20 protein-coding genes and 1 riboswitch are annotated in these 21,252 nt (G+C 31.6%); of the genes, 5 read left to right on the top strand and 15 right to left on the bottom strand.

The window, feature by feature from the left end; all coding sequences use genetic code 11:
• Nucleotides 1-132: 132 nt before the first annotated feature.
• A complete protein-coding gene (lepB, locus tag DMR38_RS02720; RefSeq protein ID WP_127719888.1) occupies nucleotides 133-663 on the bottom strand; it encodes a signal peptidase I in 531 nt (176 codons plus the stop codon).
• A gap of 156 nt (nucleotides 664-819) precedes the next feature.
• Between lepB and DMR38_RS02715 the strand changes: the two genes are divergently transcribed.
• Nucleotides 820-2,484, top strand: a complete 1,665-nt coding sequence (locus DMR38_RS02715; RefSeq protein WP_127719887.1) for a metallophosphoesterase family protein — start codon at nucleotides 820-822, stop codon at nucleotides 2,482-2,484.
• Nucleotides 2,485-2,564: 80 nt separating this feature from the next.
• Here DMR38_RS02715 and DMR38_RS02710 read toward each other — a convergent pair whose 3' ends face one another.
• The 3 genes from DMR38_RS02710 to DMR38_RS02700 all read right to left on the bottom strand — a co-directional run bounded on the left by DMR38_RS02710 (nucleotide 2,565) and on the right by DMR38_RS02700 (nucleotide 4,996).
• Nucleotides 2,565-3,371, bottom strand: a complete 807-nt coding sequence (locus tag DMR38_RS02710; protein WP_127719886.1) for an alpha/beta hydrolase — start codon at nucleotides 3,369-3,371, stop codon at nucleotides 2,565-2,567.
• 139 nt (nucleotides 3,372-3,510) lie between these two features.
• Nucleotides 3,511-4,182, bottom strand: a complete 672-nt coding sequence (locus DMR38_RS02705; RefSeq protein ID WP_243124419.1) for an efflux RND transporter periplasmic adaptor subunit — start codon at nucleotides 4,180-4,182, stop codon at nucleotides 3,511-3,513.
• A 19-nt stretch (nucleotides 4,183-4,201) separates the two neighbouring features.
• Complete coding sequence (locus DMR38_RS02700; RefSeq protein WP_127719885.1) at nucleotides 4,202-4,996, bottom strand: efflux RND transporter periplasmic adaptor subunit; 795 nt, start codon at nucleotides 4,994-4,996, stop codon at nucleotides 4,202-4,204.
• A 326-nt stretch (nucleotides 4,997-5,322) separates the two neighbouring features.
• Between DMR38_RS02700 and DMR38_RS02695 the strand changes: the two genes are divergently transcribed.
• Entirely contained in the window at nucleotides 5,323-5,865 is a 543-nt protein-coding gene (locus DMR38_RS02695; RefSeq protein WP_127719884.1) for a macro domain-containing protein, read from the top strand.
• Here DMR38_RS02695 and DMR38_RS02690 read toward each other — a convergent pair.
• Nucleotides 5,854-6,414: a VanZ family protein gene (locus tag DMR38_RS02690; protein WP_175413101.1), complete on the bottom strand. Its 561-nt coding sequence runs from the start codon at nucleotides 6,412-6,414 to the stop codon at nucleotides 5,854-5,856. The genes DMR38_RS02695 and DMR38_RS02690 overlap by 12 nt on opposite strands.
• A 144-nt stretch (nucleotides 6,415-6,558) precedes the next feature.
• Here DMR38_RS02690 and DMR38_RS02685 point away from each other — a divergent pair, with 144 nt between their 5' ends.
• Entirely contained in the window at nucleotides 6,559-7,659 is a 1,101-nt protein-coding gene (locus DMR38_RS02685) for an Ldh family oxidoreductase (RefSeq protein ID WP_127719883.1), read from the top strand.
• A gap of 256 nt (nucleotides 7,660-7,915) precedes the next feature.
• Nucleotides 7,916-9,298 carry an FAD-binding oxidoreductase gene (locus DMR38_RS02680; RefSeq protein WP_127719882.1) on the top strand — a complete coding sequence of 461 codons (1,383 nt, stop codon included), beginning with the start codon at nucleotides 7,916-7,918 and terminating at the stop codon, nucleotides 9,296-9,298.
• Nucleotides 9,299-9,320: 22 nt separating this feature from the next.
• Here DMR38_RS02680 and DMR38_RS02675 read toward each other — a convergent pair whose 3' ends face one another.
• The 4 genes from DMR38_RS02675 to DMR38_RS02660 all read right to left on the bottom strand — a co-directional run bounded on the left by DMR38_RS02675 (nucleotide 9,321) and on the right by DMR38_RS02660 (nucleotide 13,985).
• Nucleotides 9,321-10,112, bottom strand: a complete 792-nt coding sequence (locus DMR38_RS02675; RefSeq protein WP_127719881.1) for a potassium channel family protein — start codon at nucleotides 10,110-10,112, stop codon at nucleotides 9,321-9,323.
• A 55-nt stretch (nucleotides 10,113-10,167) separates the two neighbouring features.
• A complete protein-coding gene (locus DMR38_RS02670; RefSeq protein ID WP_127719880.1) occupies nucleotides 10,168-11,220 on the bottom strand; it encodes a glycoside hydrolase family 130 protein in 1,053 nt (350 codons plus the stop codon).
• Between the two features lie 8 nt (nucleotides 11,221-11,228).
• Entirely contained in the window at nucleotides 11,229-12,155 is a 927-nt protein-coding gene (locus DMR38_RS02665) for a DUF1861 family protein (RefSeq protein WP_243124418.1), read from the bottom strand.
• 309 nt (nucleotides 12,156-12,464) lie between these two features.
• Entirely contained in the window at nucleotides 12,465-13,985 is a 1,521-nt protein-coding gene (locus DMR38_RS02660) for an Ig-like domain-containing protein (protein WP_127719878.1), read from the bottom strand.
• 257 nt (nucleotides 13,986-14,242) lie between these two features.
• Here DMR38_RS02660 and ytaF point away from each other — a divergent pair, with 257 nt between their 5' ends.
• Nucleotides 14,243-14,866, top strand: a complete 624-nt coding sequence (gene ytaF, locus DMR38_RS02655; protein WP_127719877.1) for a sporulation membrane protein YtaF — start codon at nucleotides 14,243-14,245, stop codon at nucleotides 14,864-14,866.
• Between the two features lie 22 nt (nucleotides 14,867-14,888).
• Here the strand turns inward: ytaF and DMR38_RS02650 are convergent, their stop codons facing one another.
• The 6 genes from DMR38_RS02650 to DMR38_RS02625 form a co-directional block, all read right to left on the bottom strand.
• Nucleotides 14,889-15,686: an ABC transporter ATP-binding protein gene (locus DMR38_RS02650; RefSeq protein ID WP_127719876.1), complete on the bottom strand. Its 798-nt coding sequence runs from the start codon at nucleotides 15,684-15,686 to the stop codon at nucleotides 14,889-14,891.
• Nucleotides 15,686-16,735, bottom strand: a complete 1,050-nt coding sequence (locus DMR38_RS02645) for an iron ABC transporter permease (RefSeq protein ID WP_127719875.1) — start codon at nucleotides 16,733-16,735, stop codon at nucleotides 15,686-15,688. Before DMR38_RS02645 ends, DMR38_RS02650 begins: the two co-directional genes overlap by 1 nt.
• A 25-nt stretch (nucleotides 16,736-16,760) precedes the next feature.
• Nucleotides 16,761-17,711 carry an ABC transporter substrate-binding protein gene (locus DMR38_RS02640; protein WP_127719874.1) on the bottom strand — a complete coding sequence of 317 codons (951 nt, stop codon included), beginning with the start codon at nucleotides 17,709-17,711 and terminating at the stop codon, nucleotides 16,761-16,763.
• A gap of 98 nt (nucleotides 17,712-17,809) precedes the next feature.
• Nucleotides 17,810-17,989: riboswitch (cobalamin riboswitch) on the bottom strand.
• Nucleotides 17,990-18,083: 94 nt separating this feature from the next.
• Nucleotides 18,084-18,866: a YARHG domain-containing protein gene (locus DMR38_RS02635; protein ID WP_127723870.1), complete on the bottom strand. Its 783-nt coding sequence runs from the start codon at nucleotides 18,864-18,866 to the stop codon at nucleotides 18,084-18,086.
• Between the two features lie 12 nt (nucleotides 18,867-18,878).
• Nucleotides 18,879-19,934 (bottom strand): hypothetical protein, encoded by a 1,056-nt coding sequence (locus DMR38_RS02630; protein ID WP_127719873.1) that lies wholly within the window; start codon nucleotides 19,932-19,934, stop codon nucleotides 18,879-18,881.
• Between the two features lie 2 nt (nucleotides 19,935-19,936).
• Nucleotides 19,937-21,211 carry a GTPase domain-containing protein gene (locus tag DMR38_RS02625; RefSeq protein WP_127719872.1) on the bottom strand — a complete coding sequence of 425 codons (1,275 nt, stop codon included), beginning with the start codon at nucleotides 21,209-21,211 and terminating at the stop codon, nucleotides 19,937-19,939.
• Nucleotides 21,212-21,252 lie beyond the last annotated feature (41 nt).

Raw genomic sequence — 21,252 nt, 5'->3', positions numbered from 1 at the left:
AGAACAAAGTTCAAAGTTCAAATATGGAAATCATCTTTATCTGTTCTTTGTTATTTGAACTTTGTTATTTTCAAAAGCTTTGCTTCGTAATTTTCTTAAACTGCTAAAGTTAAGTTATACATATTACAAATTTTAAAATGCCTTAATCTTATTAAAAGGGTATACTCTCAAAACAACATGCCCTCTTATATCTTTCAAATTTATTGGTCCAAGTATTCTGCTGTCAGTACTATTTCCCCTATTATCTCCAAGTACAAAAACATATCCTTTAGGGACTACATATTGTGTAATAAGAGAATTAGGTTCAGTAATAGTCCCCTTAGGAAGATAATCTTCCGAAAGAAGTTGTCCATTTAAAAATACCTTTCCATCCTTTATTTCAACTTTATCTCCAGCTATTCCTATAACTCTTTTTATGTAATCATCATTATTTTCGTCTTTAGAATAAAAAGTAACAATTTCTCCTCTGCTTATATGCCCGGTTTCAGTGCTTACTTTTTCCAAGAATACAGAATCCTTATCATGAAATGTAGGCTGCATAGAAGGTCCTGTCACAGTTGTTCTTGCAAAAACATAGGTCCTAAATACCAATGCAAACACAACTGCTAATATAATATAAAATACATATCCACCTATATTCTTTAAAACTCCCTTATGTTCCATTTATCATACTCTCCTTCAATATTACAAAAATTATAATTAACATTTATTATAGCATAATATAAATTAACATACAGTTAACTTTATATAATATCCATTTAATTTCGAAAATATATAATAAGATTGTCAAATGGTAAATTAAGTTAGGGGGAAAATATTATGAAAAAAAAATACTTATCTATGATAATAGCTGCACTTATTGCTGCCACATCAACAATAGCTCCAATATACTCAGTTCATGCGGCTTACGATAGTACAACTATTAATACTAATTTAAATTCTACTGTGAAACCTGATCACGTTACTTTAACCTGGACTAAAGACCCTAAAACTACACAGACAATCACCTGGAGAACTAGTACAAATGTAACTAAAGGATTAGTTCAATATAAAAATTTGGCTACTGGAGAAACAAAAACTCTTAATGCTACTAAACAAGATTTTTCTACATCAAGCACTGATATAAATACTGGATGTATGAATTTATTTTCAGCTACCTTAGAAAATCTTACTCCAGGAACTAAGTATAGTTATATGGTAGGAGATGGCCAAAATTGGAGTACTAAAAATACATTTAAAACAGAAGCAAGCAAAGAAGACGATGTTAAATTTATTGTTTTTGGGGATTCTCAAAGTGGAAATGCTGCTGTTCCAAATTATGCTCCCTGGAACAAGACAGTTCAAAACGCCTATTCTAAAAATAAAGATGCCGATTTCATGATAAATGTTGGTGATTTAGTTGAAAAGGGCCAAGATTATAGGCATTGGAATAACTGGTTTGATGCTGCTAAAGGAGTTATTGACAATTTACCTGAAATGCCAGTTCAAGGCAATCACGAAACCTACAATGCGGTTGGCTGGAATTCAACTAAACCTAAATATTTTACCAGTCAATTTAAAGTTCCTATGAACGGACCTAATGGTTTCAAAGGGCAAGTATATTCTTACGATTATGGAAATGTTCATTTCGTTATGTTAGACAGCCAGGAAGATGAAGAATCTCCAAATAATGATGAATTTTTAAAAAAGCAGGCCGCATGGCTTGATTCAGACTTGACTTCAAATAAAAAGCCTTGGACAATAGTATCCTTCCATAAAACTCCATATTACAATAAAGCTTCAAGAGCAAATATAACTTTAAAAAATATAATATCACCTGTATTAGAAAGACATCATGTAGATGTAGTTATAAATGGACATGATCATGCAATGTCGAGAACTTTTCCTATTAATAATGGAAAATACTATACCAATTATTCTAAGGGAACAGTATATTATGTAACTGGTAGAAGTGGAGCTAAATATTATCCAGATTTATCATCTAAAGTTTGGGATGCATTCTTCTTTGATCCACAAGATATGCCTTGCTATGAAGTAGCAGATGTGAAAGGAAATGTACTTGCGATAAATACTTATAAACAAGATGGTACCTTAGTAGATTCCTTTATAATAGATAAGGATCATCCTCAAAACAGTACAAAAGTAGTTCTTCCAACTGCATACAATGTAGATATGAATAATAAAGAATTAGCAGCCATAGGTGCTGATCCAAGGTTAGTTATATATGGAACACCAATTGCATTTGGAAGTAATCAAGCTGAAATCATAAAAGGTAAAGCTTATGTAAATCCAAATTATATAGCTATGTACTTAGGTGGAAAATATGATTCATCTAGAATGACATTGACTATAGATAAGCAAACTTATAGTTTCAATGCCAAAGACCTTTCTTCTAATAAAAATGTAGCTTTAAATGCTTTATCTAAAGCAGGTTTTAATTGCAGCTATAATACTCAATTTAACATGATTATGATAGATAAATAGAATTTCTAACTAAAAAATAAACTTATGCGTAAAAATATTTCTACGCATAAGTTTATTTTTCGTTTAGAACCTCTCTATAATTACTTTATTGAATCTGCAAAATCTTTAACTGCCTTATTAAATTCATCCGGTTCTTCCCAAAATGGACAATGACTTGAATTCTTAAAAATCTTTATTTTAGAATCTTTAATGTTATCTTTTATCCACATACCCGCTTCTGGCGGATTAAGTTTTGGATCTTCTCCAAATGCAACAAAAGTTGGCACATTTATGTTTTTAATAGTCTCCCTGTAGTCCTGATAAGTCTGATTTAAAACAATTGCTTCTGCTATTACAGGTGGTATTTTCATAAGTTGACTTAAAAAGAACTCAGAATCTTCTTTAGAAGGAGCGTGCAGCATCAAACCAATTAATTCTTTATAAAATGGTTCTCTGTTTGTTTGTGTAACCTCGGATATTTCCTTCAAATCATTTGTAGTCATTACTCCAAACTTCCAATTTGGCCATGCAAAATCTGATGGTGATTGGTCTACACATACCAATCCACCTACTTCACCAGGGAACATATCAAAATAATCCCAAATCACCATAGAACCCATTGACCAGCCAACTAATATAGGTTTTTCCAAATTTAATTTTTGAATAAGTTCATGAACATCAGAAGCATACGTTTTTACTGTATACCCTTCCAGAGGTTTATCGGAATCACCATGTCCTCTAAGATCTACAGCTACAGCATGATAATCCTTATCTTTGAAAAAAGAAATTTGTTTTTGAAAAAAATCTTTGGAACAAAGCATACCGTGAATAAAAACAATTGCTTTTTTACCTTTACCACTTTCTGCATAGGTAAGTCTTACACCTGATTTTGTGTAGAAATTACTCATTTTATATCACTCCTAACAATTTAATATAAACAGATTTCTAAACTTCTTGGATTTTCTAAAATATAAGCTTTAAACTTATTAAACTTTTTTTAATCTAATAAAATTTAGTACTTATAATTAAGCATAAATAAATTGTTTTCTATTTTATACGAATCTTGACACTTGCATTAGTTCCTAAAACTAATCCCTTAGTTTTATTGAACTGAATTTTAACCGGTACTTTATGGTTTACTTTTTCAAACTTACCACTTTTATCTTTAGAAGATTGATTTAGTCCATTTTGTGATACTAATCCAATGGATTTTACTTTTCCATTAAACTTTTTGCCATTAAATTCATCAAACTTAACGGTAACAGCTTGACCAACTTTTATATTTTGAATTTCTTTTTCATCTATATTTGCAGTTACATAAACATTATCCTCATCTGCTACAGTAGCTATAGTTTGACCAGCTAGTTTAAATTCTCCCTGAGTACTCTGCTTTTTCACAACTATACCACTTATAGGAGCTCTCACTAAAGATGAATCTATGCTTGAATCCGGGGTATTTGTAACTTCCTGTCTGGCCAATATCTCATCTTTATTAACTTCATCACCCTCATTTATATCAAACTCTAGTAATTTACCTTGAATTTGAGTATTTACATTAACTAAATCTGCACCCACTACTGCATCATTTGTTGAAATATAATAAGTGTTTTCATACCAAAAATAAGATATTATACCGCACACTATTACTACAATTCCTACTAATATTCCAATAGCTGCTATTTTATATTTCTTAATCATACTAACTATTTTATTAACCATGCTGTATCCCCCCTTTTCACTACTCTAATCCGATTTCCGCAAACATACCCGGTTTCAAAGATGGATTTTTACCATTTATAGTAACCTTTACTAAAACATCTGAACTTTGCGACTCTACTTTAGAATTTATGACAGTTACTTTTCCTTGAAAATCCTGATTTGGAAGATCAGGTACTCTAATAATTACATTTTGGCCAACGTTAATCTTATTTAAAATATAAGATGGTGCATATGCATTTACATATAATTTATCAGAATTAACTATTGATATAAGAGGTTTACCTGGATAAGCCATATCGCCAACATTTACATTTTTAGCACTAACTGTTCCTGAAATAGGTGATGTAATAGTAGCATTATTAAGCGAATTTTGAGCAGCTTTTAATGCAGCCTGTGCCTGATTTACTTGACTTTGATAAGTACTTACATTGGACGATGCAGAACTACCTGTTAAGCTTGTACTATTATACACACTATTTTGTGCACTAGTTAAACTCGAATTTGCAGCATTTAATGTATTCTGTGCTTGATCAACTTGATTCTGAAGATCTTGGGTATCCAATTTTATAACAACTTGTCCATCTGTTACTTTTGTTCCTATGTCTACAGATACTTCTGAAACCCTTGCCGAAATGTTTGAAGTTATTTGAGTATCTTCATTTGTTGTAATCTTTCCTCCCATTATAAACGAACCCTTATCATTCTGTTCATTAGAATTTGTAATTGTCTTTGTAGGAGCTGAATTTTTATTATAACTACAGCCACCTAAAAACACCCCTATAACCACTAAACAAACTAAAATAATCTTTTTCATTTCCATCCTCCTCTTATGTAGGCACTGTAAAATAACTTTTTAACATTTTTATTATAAGCTTAATGTTGTTTAAAATAAAGAACTTTACCCTAAAACTTTAAAATAAATTTAGTAAGCATTTCCTCCAATATACAACAAATCTTCAACTTCACTTATATGAGGGTTTCTAAGTTAGAATACCTATATTCATAAAGTTAAGAAGTGATAATTAAAAAAGTAACTAATCCTTATTATTGCTAATTGTGGAGTAAGATATATAATTATATCAACAGAACTATACAATTTGATAATACTATTCAAAAAAATTTCTAAAAGGGGATTAGTATATGATTAAAATAGGTAATAACACAATTGAAATCAAAAAAGGAGATATAACAAAAGAACACAGTGATGCCATTGTAAATCCTGCAAACAGCAGATTACAACATGGAGGAGGTGCAGCTCTAGCCATAGTCTCTGCTGGTGGATTTGAAATACAAAATGATAGCAATAAACTTATATCCATAATTGGAAGTGTTCCCGTTGGAAAAGCAGTCATAACATATGGACATAAGCTACCTGCCAAATTTGTTATACACACCGTAGGTCCTGTAATGGGTGAGGGCAATGAAAATGAGAAACTAAAAAAAGCTGTAACAAGTGTGCTCAATCTGGCAGAATGCTATAATTTACATTCTATATCCATTCCAGCCATAAGTTCTGGTATATTTGGTTTTCCAAAAGATAAATGTGGAAAAATACTCATTGAAACTACTATAGAATTTTTCAAAAAGAAAGATACAAGTTTAAATAAAGTTGTAATGTGCAATTTTGACGAAAAGACCTATAACATTTTCCTGAAAGAATCAAAAAAATATCTACTTAAATAAAATTAGGCTTCCTTTTTGTCTTAATTTTATTTTATGAACCAAATAATAAGTTGCATAAAAAATAAAGATTCCAATCAAGCTTCCCAAAAAATCTATCAGTACATCACTTACAAGAGAACTTCTGCCAGGAACAAACATTTGATGAAATTCATCTGTAACAGCATAAAAAAGACATACAAACATTATGTATATTAGAGCTTTTGCACCTTTTACATTAAATTCAAATAATAGTCCACTAACTAAAATAGCAAGTATAAAGTACTCGAATGCATGTGCATTTTTTCTTATAATTAAATTCAGCTTTTCTTCTCTATTTTCTGTAGGATGCACATATGCACTTTTAACTTGCTCTTTTTGAGTTTTAATTTGAACATTGCTATTTACATTTTTACTTAAAATTTTGTTTTCCTTGATTTGTCTGTACTCTTTTCTTAAATTGTCCAATATGTTATAGCTTCTTGCATTAGAGATGTCACCACTATTTGATGAGTTGTAAAATATAAATCCCATCCAAAGAATACATAAAATAATCAAAATTACCTTTTTAATACTTGTCACCTTCTTTGTTTTAATGCAATTATTATACCTCAAATTAAGGTAACAAGCACCTTCTATTTTATATTTAAATGAGGTATAATTTGCTATAGTAACACTATTATGTATTAAAGTAAATTTGTTGAATGGAGGAATAATATGTCATACACCAAGGTTAAGTATGAAGATATAAAAAAGCTATGTAATTTGGTTTTTGAAAAATTTGGATTCAATCAGGAAGATAGTGAGACCATAACTAGCGTTTTACTTTTGTCAGACCTATATGGAATTGAATCACATGGTATCCAAAGGCTAGTCAAATACTACAGTGAAATAAAAAGCGGCCTTATAAATATCAATTCTAAAATAAAAATAGTAAAGGAAACACCTGTATCTGCAACAATAGATGGCATGGGAGGTATGGGACAGCTCATCGGTAAAAGAGCCATGAATCTGGCAATTAAAAAGGCTAAAACTTCAGGAATGGGTATGGTAGTAGTTAGAAATTCAAATCACTATGGTATTGCAGGCTACTATGCTAAAATGGCTGAGGAGGAAGGACTTCTTGGAATTTCAATGACCAACTCTCCAGCTGTAATGGTACCAACCTTTGGTAAAGAGGCTATGCTTGGTACAAATCCTATTGCCATATCTTTCCCAGCTAAACCCTACCCATTTTTAATGGATATGGCTACTAGCGTAGTTACCAGGGGAAAAATTGAAGTTTATAATAAAAGGCATGAACCTCTTCCCATTGGTCTAGCTTTAAATAGTGACGGTGAAGATACTACAGATCCATTAGATGTACTTCTTAATGTACGAAAAAATTCTGGAGGAGGACTACTTCCTCTTGGAGGATCAAAAGAATCAACCGGAGGACATAAAGGTTATGGTTTTGCACTTGCAATTGAAATGTTTACAGCAATTTTGTCTGGAGGATTTACTGCAAATAAAGTTAGCTTAGATAGGGAAAATGGATCTGGAACATGTCATTATTTCTTTGCAGTGGATTATGGTATATTTGGGGATAAACAATCCATTGAAAGAAGCTTTTCCAGTTACCTGAATGAACTTAGAAATTCAAAGAAAGCAAAAGGTGCTGCAAGAATATATACTCATGGTGAGAAAGAAGTAGAATCTTATAAGGATAAAATGGAAAATGGAATTCCAGTAAACGACACTACTCTTAAAGAAATATACGACATATGTGACTACTTTAATATAAAAGCTAGTGACTATGTAACTGAAGTAACACAATAAATTAATCAACTTTCTCACATACAAGATTAACTTAATATAAAAAAATTACGACGTAATCAATTCACGATTCACAATGCACAGTTAAGGATGACTTTCTTTCGCTAAAACTTCAGAAAATCTAAAATATATCACTATTGAAGCAAAGCTTCAATAAGCTTTAAATTTAAAATTTTTCGCAGAATTAGCGGAGAAAAATCTACTGAAATTGTGAATTGTGAACTGTAAATTGTGAATTATTAAAAAGGGGGCAATATTTTTGAATTCAGAAATAATTGAAAATCTAAAAAAAATTACCGGGACAGACTGGGTTACAGATGACCTATCTCAGATGCAAAGTTACTTGCAGGATGAAACGGAAGCTTTAATTCGTGTTGAATCCTCAAAAGATTGTGTAGTAGTTAAACCCGGTTCACCAGAAGAAATATCAAAAATATTAACATATGCAAATGAAATCATGATACCTGTAATTGCCAGGGGCGGTGGTACAGGTGTATGTGGTGCGGCAGTTCCCATAAAACCAAGTATAATCTTATCTTTGGAAAGATTAAATAAAATCGTGGAATTTGACAAAAAGAATCTAATGATTACAGTGGAGTCTGGCGTAACTTTAGCAAATTTACTTGAAGAATTAAATAAACAGGATAAATTATTCTTCCCAATACATCCAGGTGATGAAGGCGCACAAATTGGAGGAATGGTAGCTGTAAATGCAGGCGGTACAAAAGCTGTAAAACATGGAATTATGAGAAATCATGTTAAAGCTTTAGAAGTCGTTTTTCCTACAGGAGAAATAGTCACTTTAGGTGGAAAATTAATAAAAAACAACATGGGTTATGATTTACTTCAAATGATGATTGGAAGTGAAGGAACTCTTGGTGTGATTACAAAAGTAACTTTAAAATTATATGCAAAAAATAAATACACAGGTACACTTATAGTTTCCTTTGATTCACGAAGAGATGCCTGCGACTGCGTTCCTAAAATACTTCAGGAAGGAATTACACCTTTAGCTATTGAATACATGGACAGGCCTATTTCAGAAAAAGCTGCAGACCACCTTGGAACCAAATGGCCTGCAACCAAAGGCTCCGTGGATTTAATGCTCATGCTGGACGCTAAAACTGAAGATGAACTTTATGATACTAGTGAACAAATCGTAGGAATATGTGAAGAACATAATGCAGTAGACAGCATTATAGCTGAAACTTCAAAGGATCAGAAGGAAATTTTAGCTATAAGGAGCAATGCCTACACTCCTTTTAAAGACCATGTAGCTGATGGACTTGACATGGCAGTTCCACCATCCGCAGTACCTGATTTTTTTGACGATATATCGGCTTTATCTGAAAAATACCACACTGAAATTCCAGCAGTTGGCCATATAGGCGATGGGAATATTCATAATTTCATACTAAGTGACAATGGTAAATTGCCTTCTTACTATGAAGAATTTAAACAGGAAATGTACAAAATTGCATTAAAATACGGTGGAACAATAACTGCAGAACATGGAACTGGAAAAACTAGAAAAGAATATATGCCTCTTCAATTTACCAAAAGAGAAATTCAAATTATGGAAGGCATTAAGAAAGCATTTGATCCTAATGAAATTTTAAATCCAGGTACTATAGTGGATTAAAAATAGGGGGACAGTATTCCCCCTATTTATTTTTCAAGCCTATCAATGTTTTGCAAATGTTGTTTACATCTTCATTGGACAAGCTATCAAAGTGATCTAACTCTTCCTTAATAGTATCCAAGACCTTGTATTTAAAATTTTTACGTACTTTTTTAGCCTTTCTATCTATAAAGTATGCAGAAATGGTACTTGTAAGTGTTCCTATAAATCCTATACCCGTAAGCATTAAAATAGATGCTATTATCCTTCCTGCTATAGTGGATGGAGAAATATCACCATATCCCACTGTAGTTGTGGTTACAAAACTCAGCCAAATTGAGTCTCCAAGTGTCCTGCCTTCTGCAAAATGCATTCCAACTCCTCCCATAAGTATAGTAACTATAGTGAGTTGAAGTATATAATTAAACTTATTAGTTTTTATAAATTCATTTAAACATTTTTCAAACTTAAAGAAGAATGCCAGAGCCCGTAAAGATCTTAAAAAGTTTACTAATTTTAAAGTTTTAAATAATTTTGTACTTTCAACTATCCTTAAACTTTGAAATATCATATTAAAGGGTATTATGGCAATTAAGTCTATAATATTTTTCTTTATGAAAATCTTTTTATTTTCTGAAATTATAAGCCGTGTGAAATAATCCACTACAAAAATCATCCATATTATATTATCTATTTTGCGAGCTGTATCCATGCCTCTAGCTGTAAGATTTCCTGCATCTTCAAATATGAGTATAATTATAATACTTAAAGACAATATTCCTATAAAAACATTGTAAATTAATTTTAAGCTTTTTTTAGAAATTTTATGAATCATAACTTTCCTCCAGATAAGTTTCACCCAGATAAGTTTTTCTTCTGTAAAAATATTTTTAATCTAGTGTATTCAAAATGTCCTTTATTTTTACCACCGCAAGTCCAATGGAATTATCACATATTCCATAATATATATATAATTCATCTTCCTGCAAAACAGCACCACAAGGGAAGATAACATCTGAAAAGAACCCCGATTTTTCATAATTTTCTTCAGGTTTAAGAATGGGCTCTTTGCTTCGTCCAATAACTTTCTCCGGGCAATTTATATCAAGTAAAAGTGCTCCCATAGAATAGTGCTCCATATCATCTACCCCATGGTACAATTCAAGCCATCCTTCATCTGTTTTTATTGGAGGTACCCCTGCCCCTATTTTGGCAGAATCCCAAGAGTTTTCTCTAGTACATGCCAATATTTTGTGATTTCCCCAGTTGATCAAGTTATCCGATTCAGATATCCATATTACAGGATTTCCGGTACTCTTTGATACCGGCCTATTTAATGCAAAATACTTTTCACCTATTTTTTCAGGAAAAATCACTGCGTCTTTATTTTCAGTATTAAAAATATTACCTAATTTTTTATAACTTTTAAAATCATTGGTTACAGCTAACTCCACTACTATACCATACTTGGATACTGCACTATAAGTCATATAATAATTATGGTCTATTTTAGTTATTCTTGGATCTTCAATTCCAAAGCTTTCATATTTATTTTCCGGGAAAATAAAAGGAACATCGTCTATTTTAAAATTTACACCATCGCAGCTTCTTGCAATTCTTATATGTGACATAGAAGTAAGATAGTCAAAATCAACATTGCTGTCTACTTTTTTTATAACTCTTGAATCACTAAAATCATAGTCTGCATCTTTTTTATTTATAGTTAGCAATTTAAGTTTATTATTTTCATCTAAAAGGGGTATTCTCATATAATCTTCCGTTTCCTGCTTAACTCTTTCAGCTATTCTCAGAGCTAAAACTACTTCTCCATTACACTCTGCTGCTCCTGGATTAAGCACCCCTATAACCTGAAAGTCTTTACTGGAAGGAGTTATATCGCTGCAGGTTATAATTGGATTATTTTTATATCTTCTTATATCCATTTTCCCTCCTATAAATTATCGAAGTATAATTCTGGATTTTTATTCATATAATCATAAAATGGATTATCTATTTCAAGTGTCTGTGCTTCAATATCACTTATTCCTGCATATAAAATAGCTTTCTCACCTTTAAATGTGAGTCCTCCACTAAAAACTACATCATAAAGTGTTTCATTTTTACTAGGTCCCGGTAAAAAATCATTTCTGCTTGCAATTATCTGTACATCTTTATATGCCATAGAATTTATATCAAGTACAAAAGTCATGGAGTAATAGTGCTTCATTCCCTTCTCGTCTACTTTTGCTATATGCCCTAAAAGCCCTATATTATTTTGATCAATAGGATATATGCTGTTGATTCCTCCCCATTCATCATTATTAAAAAAGTCATTTAAAATAGGGGCGTCTTCAATAACTCCCATACTCAAATCGTTTAATCTTTTAATCTTTGCAAATCCTATCTTTCCTCTTCCACCTTTAGCTCCTTGAGGGCGAGTTAATACACCTATGGTACCATCCTTTAACTCAGTTATGCGTAGATCCTTCATTCCTTCAGGTCCTACAAAAAAAAGCTTAAGATGAAAAATGTCCTTGCCTTTATATATCATAGTTCTCCATATAAGATTATTAGGATCATTTATATCATTAAAAACTTCAACTCCACCTACTACCATCTCATTACCTATCTTTGTGAAAAATGGATCTTCCAAGTTCATAATAGGTGATTCTATTATATGACACCATGCATCTTCATACTTTTCAAAAAAAAGAACCATGGAATCGTTGCTTCTCTTTGATTCAACTCTGCCAGCTATTACTATTCTACCATTACTTAAAAATGGAGCTGTTATATTATAGACATCCTTGTTAAATATTCCTATGAATTTAACTCTCCTGGCTATCTTTTTTGCTTTTTTGTTATCATACTCCTTCAATAATTTGTCACAAGTAACAAGCATATTTTCACCTTCTTAGTTTTAATTAACCTAATTATATTATAATTCTTATTTTTTCAATTTTCTATATTTTTGCCAAAATAAAACCAGAAAGCATAATTTTACTTTCTGGCTTTATTTTAAAGTAATTAATTTACAATGCATGATGCACAATTCACAATTTAAGGATGATTTTCTGTTGTCACAGAAAATCTAAAAATTTAACGTTAATACCACTTAGTTTTTAGATTTTTCATAGCATTAGCGAAGAAAAATCTACCGAAATTGTGCATTGTGAACTGTGAATTATTAATTATTAAACTTGCTTCCCATATCATTTATATATTGGACAAAAGTTTGTCCTATATCATCCAGAGACCAAAGACCTGTAGCTTTATAGCCATATTTACTATATGCAGCATAATCTTCATAATTTATGCTGTAAGTTTGTATTATAGGATACAATGGCTTGTCCAATCCATATGCTTTATAATCTGCAGCCATTTGATCCAAACATCTATTTACAGACCACTGCATTTCTCCCCAATAACACTGAGGTGCTGAAAAGTCACAGTATTTGTTAAAAACGGAATAAGCTATATCCTGGTGATAACTGGCTATTGGAAAAGATGTATACCCAATTATTGCGTTAGGACACTGGCTTCTTATAAGCTCACATATTTCCTCTGTCTGCTCGGTTTTATTTTCTACAGCATTTTCTGCATCAAAAACATAGTAATCGCTGTTATTTAACGCATCTATTATTAAATTACCCTCACCTTGAACATCATCAAAATGATTGTAACCCCATGTTCCTACTTTAAATCCTGCCTCTTTGAAATATCCAACATACTTTAAAAAATCATCTCTAAAATTGGTGCCACCACCTGAAGGTTTGGAACCCTCATTGTATTTAATACACACATTGTTTATACCCATAGATTTTAATTTTGCTATTAAATTATCTATGCCTCCATAAGCATCCACTTGATTTTGAAGTTCCCATATCCACATAGAAGTAGAAGCTATACTATCAACATTTTTAGTGGAAGGGTTTATAGTTAAAGACAGATCAACCTCTTTACTGTACCCTTTTACCTGTCCTTCATAAACATACTTTCCCGGTGAAGCTAAAGTATTTACTTTCTTATTCCACTCAACTACTACCTGCTTTTTTTCTCCATCAGACATAACTGCAGTCACCTCATCCGGCAGCTTATAACTATCACCTTGATTTATGGACACACTGATATCATCTATATTCTCTATTTTTGCCCCAGTTTTAAAATTCATGGCAAGAGCAGTTTTTAAAACCTTGTTATATCTACCCATTAAATTATTACTTACTTTTAATATATAATAACTTTCAGGATCATAAGCTGAAACTGTAGATATAGTCATATAACTATCGTAATTGCTTAAAGATATATTTATAGGCACTTCTGCATTAGTTTTTTTGTTTATAATTTTTACATTTTCTTTAGCTGAAGACAAATCTATAGGTTGGTTAAAGTGAATTATCCAGCTTTTATCCACAGGGACGTTGTCCACATTATCCGCATTTGCTGGCAAAAGGTTACCACTACTTTCACTTACTGGAGAACTAGAATTACTTTCTGATATGTACTTAGATTCCCCTTGTGATGCTAAAATTTGGGATGTATCTTGTAATGTTTGGATTTTTGAATTGTCTTGATTCGATACTACTTGAGTTTGAGGTTGGGTTGTATTAGTAGAAACATCACTCGCTAATACAACATTACACGGATTTAGCTGATACATTGCAACAATTGATGCAAACATTAAAAGATTCTTTAAATTTTTAATCAATTTTTTCTCTCCTTTCACATAAGCAAAAAATATTTTCTATTTTTTGCAAATTTCTATTGACTTTTAATACACCAGTATACTACCATATTATCTCCTCAAAATCAACAATAGGTGGACGATGTACATTATTCCACTTGTTACATATTATCTTTATAAATACATAATTAGATACATATTCAAAGCAAAAGTAAATAGTGGTAGCATTGTATCTTATTATGAATATACTATAGGAGTAACCATACTATAGGAGGAACATAATGCACTTATTACCTTCATTTTTATTTGCCTTATCCGCAAATATAGACAGTTTCACTGTAGGGATATCCTATGGTATTAAAAAAATGAAAATTAGTCCATTAAGCACTATTCTAATAGCCCTAATTGCTACTGCAGGAACATTTCTATCTATGGTTCTAGGTAAATTTCTAATTAAGTTTATGTCTGAAAATATAGCCAATGTTATTGGCAGCGGTTTTTTGATATTATTGGGCATATGGTTTATAATTGACGCTGTTATAAAAGAGCACTGTAACGAAAACAAAAAACTGTGTAATGCTGAAAATAATATTTTACCCTATAAAAATCTTTTGGAAAATCCAGAAATAGCAGACGTTGACAATTCAGGCTATATAGATGTTAAAGAATCTATATTTCTAGCCTTCGCCCTCACAATAAATAATGTTGGAGTAGGTATAGGCGCAAGTATAACCGGTATCAACATATTACTTGCAACTATATTTACCTTCATTCTCAGTACAACAGGACTAGTTTCAGGATGCGTTATAGGAAGCAGCTGTTTGTCCAAATTTTTCGGAAAATATGCTCCTTTTGTATCTGGCATCAGTATTATAATTTTAGGTATCTATGAACTACTCATTTAAATTTTCATTTTGTGTATTGGGGTCAGTCCCTTTCCTGGCCTACTGGTATTATATAGGGCTTCCCCGTCACTGGATTTTTTATCATGCATACATTTATTTTATACACCTTTTTTATATTTTCCTCTGTAAGTACTTCAAGGGGAGTGCCCTGCATTACAACTCTTCCGCTATTTACAAGTATTACATGATCACTATACTGTGCTGCAAAATTTAAATCATGAAGTACCATTATAACTGTTATATTTTTGCTGAGTGATTTAACATTATCCAAAATTTCAATCTGATGGTATATGTCAAGATTAGATATGGGTTCATCCAGCAGTATAATATCCGTATCTTGCGTAAGTGCCCTTGCTATTAAAACTCTCTGCTTTTCTCCACCACTGAGCTGATTTATATATTTGTCATGAAATTTCCAGGTATTAGTCATTTCCATAGCATGTTTGGCAATAACATAGTCATTTTCTGATTCACTTTGAAGTTTCGAAAAATAAGGAGCTCTTCCCATTAAAACTATATCTTGTACGGAAAAATCCATATCCAAATCACTGTTTTGGGGAACTACCGCAAGTTTTCTTGCCAGTGCCTTATTTTTCAAATCAAGTATATCCTTATCTTTTATAAAAACCGTGCTCTTATAAGGCTTTAAAGTTTTAGCAATATTTTTGAGTAAAGTAGTTTTACCGGAACCATTAGGCCCTATAATCGAATAAAATTTATTTTTTTTAAAATCTATGTTTATATCATGAAGTATATCAACTTCATCAAAACTGTAATTTAAATTTTTAACTTCAACTGCACACAAATTTGAATTATTCATTATATCACTCTCTTTTTAGATTTTATTAAAAGATAAATAAAATATGGAGACCCAAATAAAGCAGTTACAGCGCCCACAGGTATTTCAGAAGGAGCAGCTATAGTTCTCGCCACCGTGTCACAAATAATCATAAACACAGCTCCAATTATCAATGAGAAAGGCAAGAGCACCCTATGATCAGGTCCAAATACCATACGCACTGCATGGGGAATTATCAGTCCTACAAATCCTATTACACCACTTATAGACACACAGGCTGCAACAATTATTGAAGAAACAGCAAGTACTATTTTTTTTACATTTTCAACTTCTATGCCTAAACTTTTAGCAGTATCATCCCCTGTAAGCATTATATTTAGATCTCTTGAAAATAAAAGTATTATAATTATACCCAGGAATATGAAAGGTATCAACATCAATATTTGATTATAAGTTGCTGCAGAAACACTTCCCATTGTCCAAAAAACAATTTTTTCAACCTGCTGCCTGTTAAATACCATTATTATAGATATTATTGAAGATAAAAGGAAACTCACAGAAACACCTGCCAGAAGCAGTGTAGTTGGTGGTATCTTGTTTTTTACCCTGGCTATGTTATAAACCAAAACAGTAGTTGCAATAGACCCTACAAAAGCCATCATAGTAATAGCTGTAGACCCTAAAAGCAAAGTATCTAGCTGCAGCATAAATCCAATTGCAGCTCCAAGAGCAGCCCCTGAAGATACTCCAAGTACGTAAGGATCTGCCATTGGATTTTTAAATATTGCCTGAAAGGATGCACCTACTACTGATAATCCCATTCCAACTAATGCTGAAGTTATTATCCTTGGTAAACGTATCTGTAATATTATGAGAATGTGATTTTGTGATATTCCTATTGTAGAAACTAAACTTCCCACAATAGGTACTTTACTTAGTATCACATATAGTGTTTCCTTGAAGGATATGTCTGCAGAGCCAAGCATAGCTGATATTACTGCCGAAAAAAATAATATTACTATGCAAATGCAAAAAAACAACTTAAAATGCTTTTTCCGGGAAAATTTCATAAGCACATTCCTCTCTTATATATACTTAAAATGCTTCAGGATGAATTATCTTTGCCAGAGCTTCTAACCCATCTGCAAGTCTAGGTCCCTGTCTGCTTATAATATCTTCATCAATTTCGAAAAGTTTATTTTTCTTTACAGCATCCAAATCTTTATAACCCTTTGTAGCCTTAATTCCATTTTTACTATTAAATTTATTGGAACATATAAGTATATCAGGATTTTTTTCAACAAGTTTTTCAAGACTGTAATTCCAACCTGTAACATCAGAAGCAGCATTTTTGCCTCCTGCCATTTCAATCATCTTGCCTATAAAAGTATCTTTTCCTGCAGTAAAATCACCACTTGTACCATAACTTACCACATAATATACTGTAGGGGTACCCTTTCCTTTTATCTTTTCTTGTACAATTTTAACCTTTGCTTTCATATTTGAAACTATACTATATGCCTTTTTATTAGCGTTCACTATTTTTCCTATATTTTCTATATTATTATAAGTATTTTCAAAGCTTTCATTTTTTGAAATAGTTAAAACCTTTATATTAAGCTGCTGCAGCTTTTTTAAAATGTCCGGTTTAGTTAAATTAGAAGCTATTACCACATCAGGTTTAAGTTCAACAATTTTTTCAACACTTGGGTCAGTTATAGTACCAACAGATGGTATTTTAGAAGCTTGTGTAGGGTACGTGCAAAAATCAGTTCTACCTACCAAAACATTTTGTTTGTTTAATGCATAGATTGTTTCTGTAACATTAGGAGATAAGGATACCACCTTCTTAGGCTCACTTTGAATTGTAATTTCCGTATTAGTTGAATCTTTTAATTTTAAAGGATAAGTGGTATTTTTAATAGATTCACTTTTACTGCTGCTGTCTGTATTAGAATTGCTTGTATTAGATGCTCCACATCCCGCCAAAAACACCGTAATCGTAATCATAATTAGTAAAATAAATTTTTTGTTACTCTTAAACATTAGTTACTCCCTCCAATTAATTTAACAAACTAAAAAAACTATTACCCATAGATAACAGTTTTTAAGTAAATTATTTTACTTTAAAGCCTATCCACGTAAGCCATCCGTAAATTTTAGGCAGGTCTCCTGGCTCTGATTCATTGCATATTTACGCCTTCCCTGTTCCCAAGTGGCAAATTTATAAATATACTCCTCATTACAGTGGCGGGACCGCATAAGCTCTTCACTTATTTCCCTTTTAAACTTAAAAATCAAGTACCTAAAATTTAATATTAAATTATAGAATAAGTATATCATTTCTCCTATTTTATATCAAATTCTACTTTTTATACCCCGATCATTTTTAGAGAAATAGCCAATCAGTATGCTAGCCTATTTCTTATAATAATCTGCATCATATCCAGGTGATACATATTTTCCACGACCTTCTGCTGTTAATATGACTTTTACATTATGCCTCTCAAGTGCAGAAAGTTCCTTGCCATCATTGGTATACTTAGGATTAGGCTTATACCAGGACTTACTTGCAAAATAACTCTTATATGGTTCTGTAGGAAATGTGTAACCATGCCTTGCAAATATTTCATTTCTAGCAAGTGCCATCTGTTTTTTACTCATACCTTTGAGATCAATACTAGTAAGTGCCCTTGTATTACTGTAAGGTATCACATATTCTCCTGAATTGTTATCTGAACCATTTTCATAATTGTTATTTGAATCGGAAGAAACATTCTGTTTGGATTCCACATTTGAAACATTTTTGCTGGGGCCTTTACTTATAAGTGAGGATATCATCTTAAAGGAAACAACAAATACAATTATAGTTAAGATAGTTATACCTATCATTTTAAAATTCAACGGCCGTTTATCCTTAAGTGGAGTATCACCTAACTCCCGGGTAAATTCCTCTTTATCTTTTCTATCTGTCCTCTTTTGTTCATGAGATGAACTAAAATCAAAAGTATCGCTGTGCTTTAAGCTATCTTCATGCTTTTTATTTTCTTTTTTATAGTCACTATTTTCTTTCCCATAATATTTTGTATTATCATTTTTATCCTCTTCTCCTTCATGTCCCTTTTCCTGTTTTGCACCGCAGTATACACAAAACTTATCATTTTCATTAATCTCCGTACCACATTCTCTACATTTAGCCATCTACTTTCACCTCTAATCTTTATTTAAAAATAACTTCTTGAAAAAATACACTAGATTATGTTTATGTTCAACTTGTTCATTTTCTTTCATACATATAGGGATTTCTTTAATTTCTTCATTTTGAGAAGCTGGGCACAAAATATTATCATACATATCAATCGTAAATCTTTCTCTAGAACAATCATTATCTGCGTTAATAAAAAATTCATTTAAAGCTCTTTCATTTTCTATATTATCCATAACAAAATCTATAAAAACATGATGTTTTTCATCAATTCCTTCAAGATAGAAATTATTATCTGCCATATCAAAAACATATCCTGCTTTTACATCTTGAGTAAGCCTTTTTATGCTTCCTTCAAGGAGAAATTCAATATTTATAAACTCCTTTATCTCAGGCTGTTTCACATAAGTTGTAAAGCCAACTTTTCTCCTTACTGCAAAAGGAAGTGCCCTATACAAGTATTTTAGTATTCCTTTTATAACTTTATCCATATTTTTATTATAAGGAACCACAATATATAGCTTTTTATTAAAAGCAGCTGCATCAAAACAAGCTTTTACCATATTTATAAATGTATTTTTATCTATGGAAGCAGCTAAAAACAAGTCTTCTATAGAGTTAAAAACATCATAAGTTCTATCAATTTTTATTTCTCTCAAACTTTCTATAGAAGTTCCCTTCTCCATATCATAATTTTCTACAAACCCTGAAGCATATATTATTTTTTCAGGATTTTCTATGTATAACTTTCTTTCGCTCTCAGGTATTACGCAGCAGTGAGTAAAATACCTATTCCTTTTTAATGTATAGTCCTTCCCTGCAAAAACTGACTGTCCTATTATAATTTCACCATATCCAGTATTTGCATAAAAAAGTGCCTTAGGATATTTACTTAAATTTTTTTCTCCGGCTAAAAATGCAGGAGCAGCATAAAAGCATAAACTGTGAATAGTATCTTTTATGAATTCATCTTCAAGTCCACTGCTTTTTGCAATAGTATCATAACCTGGAGTACTGCTGAATATTCCTCTTTTTTCCCTAGTATAATACTGCTGCTCTATCATATCTATTTCCTTCCCCCATCCAGATAATTCATTTTATAAAGCAGCCACAAAAAAGGCTCATCCACTCTAATAGGATTTATACTGCTGCTTCTATCTATTTCAAGATGATTGGAATTAGAACCCAGGGAAGATACTGCAAAATAACCTGCAGTTTTAAAGCAAGCATCCACAGCACCTTTAAATGGAGCATCAGCTTTTAATAAAAACTTTCTAACTTCACCATCGATATTTTCAAATTCATTTAAATTAAAAAATCCTTCATGATTGTAATTTTTAAATATATTACTGTTTTCTCCTATATATTCTTCATCCTTTAAATTCTCAAGCATATCACTTTTAGTAACCACTACTGCCGTAGGTATATGCGTTTTTTCTTTAGATTCCTTGGATATAAAGTTTTCAAACAAATACACTATTATATCCTTCGGTTCCTGATACTTTTCCGTAAAGTCACCTTTTTCCCTATTTACAATACTTAACTTTTTCCTCAAAGTCCTCATTTGAAGTGGATCTACAAGAAATATTATTCCATCTGAATTTTTTATATGTTCTGCATGATTTTCCATATAGGTCTTATCTGTCATACCCTCACCTGGTATATCGTAAAAAATCAGAGTCAACGGTGGAATTTTATCTTCTTTAAACTTTAAATTTTCTATTAAAGGTTCTATATGTTGTTTTGGAGTAGGATCGAGCATTAAATTTTTCTCAAAAATTCGCTCTTGATTTTCTCTTATCTCATCATTGTACCCGGAGTTTCCTGCAATGAGAGAGGCACCTATTCTTTCACAAGTATACTTTTCAAGCACATAAAGAAGAGTTGTCATATATACAGATTTTCCTACTTGGGAAGCACCTATAACGGATATAATTTTAGAAGGTCCTCTTCCTGAAGTTATAGGCAAATCATTGTGACAGTAAGGACATAATCTTTCATCTGTACTTGCATCGTATTTATCCTTAATTTCAACTAGTACTTTGTCCACTCTCGTCTTATTTCTTTCAGGAAGTGCTTGACCCTTAACAACGGGATTCATTGGTCCTAAAGTTCCTTTTCCTATCTTTTTATAGTATCTATTAAGAAGCTCATCCTCTACCTTTTCATATTCAGGATCTCCCTTTTCCGAGTGAGAAGCCCTAAATACCACATGATCTGATTTAAATTTTTTAAAGCAAAAAGGACATGTTATCATAAAAGGTCCTCTTTCATAAGTTGCCTTCTCATAAGTATTTCTAGGCTCACTATTACCATTCCTGAAAAATTTAAAGATTCCCATAATCTCACTCCTCCATATTAAATCTTCTAAGTTGAAAATAT

The organism is Clostridium sp. AWRP (assembly GCF_004006395.2).
Lineage (GTDB): Bacteria > Bacillota > Clostridia > Clostridiales > Clostridiaceae > Clostridium_B.
Note: the sequence above shows the minus strand (reverse complement) of the source record. Positions and strands in the feature narration are given on the sequence as shown.

Coding starts and splice junctions, on each gene's coding strand:
- lepB (WP_127719888.1), bottom strand. CDS start 663: ATGGAACATAAGGGAGTTTTAAAGAATATAGGTGGATATGTATTTTAT.
- DMR38_RS02715 (WP_127719887.1), top strand. CDS start 820: ATGAAAAAAAAATACTTATCTATGATAATAGCTGCACTTATTGCTGCC.
- DMR38_RS02710 (WP_127719886.1), bottom strand. CDS start 3,371: ATGAGTAATTTCTACACAAAATCAGGTGTAAGACTTACCTATGCAGAA.
- DMR38_RS02705 (WP_243124419.1), bottom strand. CDS start 4,182: ATGGTTAATAAAATAGTTAGTATGATTAAGAAATATAAAATAGCAGCT.
- DMR38_RS02700 (WP_127719885.1), bottom strand. CDS start 4,996: ATGAAAAAGATTATTTTAGTTTGTTTAGTGGTTATAGGGGTGTTTTTA.
- DMR38_RS02695 (WP_127719884.1), top strand. CDS start 5,323: ATGATTAAAATAGGTAATAACACAATTGAAATCAAAAAAGGAGATATA.
- DMR38_RS02685 (WP_127719883.1), top strand. CDS start 6,559: ATGTCATACACCAAGGTTAAGTATGAAGATATAAAAAAGCTATGTAAT.
- DMR38_RS02675 (WP_127719881.1), bottom strand. CDS start 10,112: ATGATTCATAAAATTTCTAAAAAAAGCTTAAAATTAATTTACAATGTT.
- DMR38_RS02670 (WP_127719880.1), bottom strand. CDS start 11,220: ATGGATATAAGAAGATATAAAAATAATCCAATTATAACCTGCAGCGAT.
- ytaF (WP_127719877.1), top strand. CDS start 14,243: ATGCACTTATTACCTTCATTTTTATTTGCCTTATCCGCAAATATAGAC.
- DMR38_RS02650 (WP_127719876.1), bottom strand. CDS start 15,686: ATGAATAATTCAAATTTGTGTGCAGTTGAAGTTAAAAATTTAAATTAC.
- DMR38_RS02645 (WP_127719875.1), bottom strand. CDS start 16,735: ATGAAATTTTCCCGGAAAAAGCATTTTAAGTTGTTTTTTTGCATTTGC.
- DMR38_RS02640 (WP_127719874.1), bottom strand. CDS start 17,711: ATGTTTAAGAGTAACAAAAAATTTATTTTACTAATTATGATTACGATT.
- DMR38_RS02635 (WP_127723870.1), bottom strand. CDS start 18,866: ATGGCTAAATGTAGAGAATGTGGTACGGAGATTAATGAAAATGATAAG.
- DMR38_RS02630 (WP_127719873.1), bottom strand. CDS start 19,934: ATGATAGAGCAGCAGTATTATACTAGGGAAAAAAGAGGAATATTCAGC.
- DMR38_RS02625 (WP_127719872.1), bottom strand. CDS start 21,211: ATGGGAATCTTTAAATTTTTCAGGAATGGTAATAGTGAGCCTAGAAAT.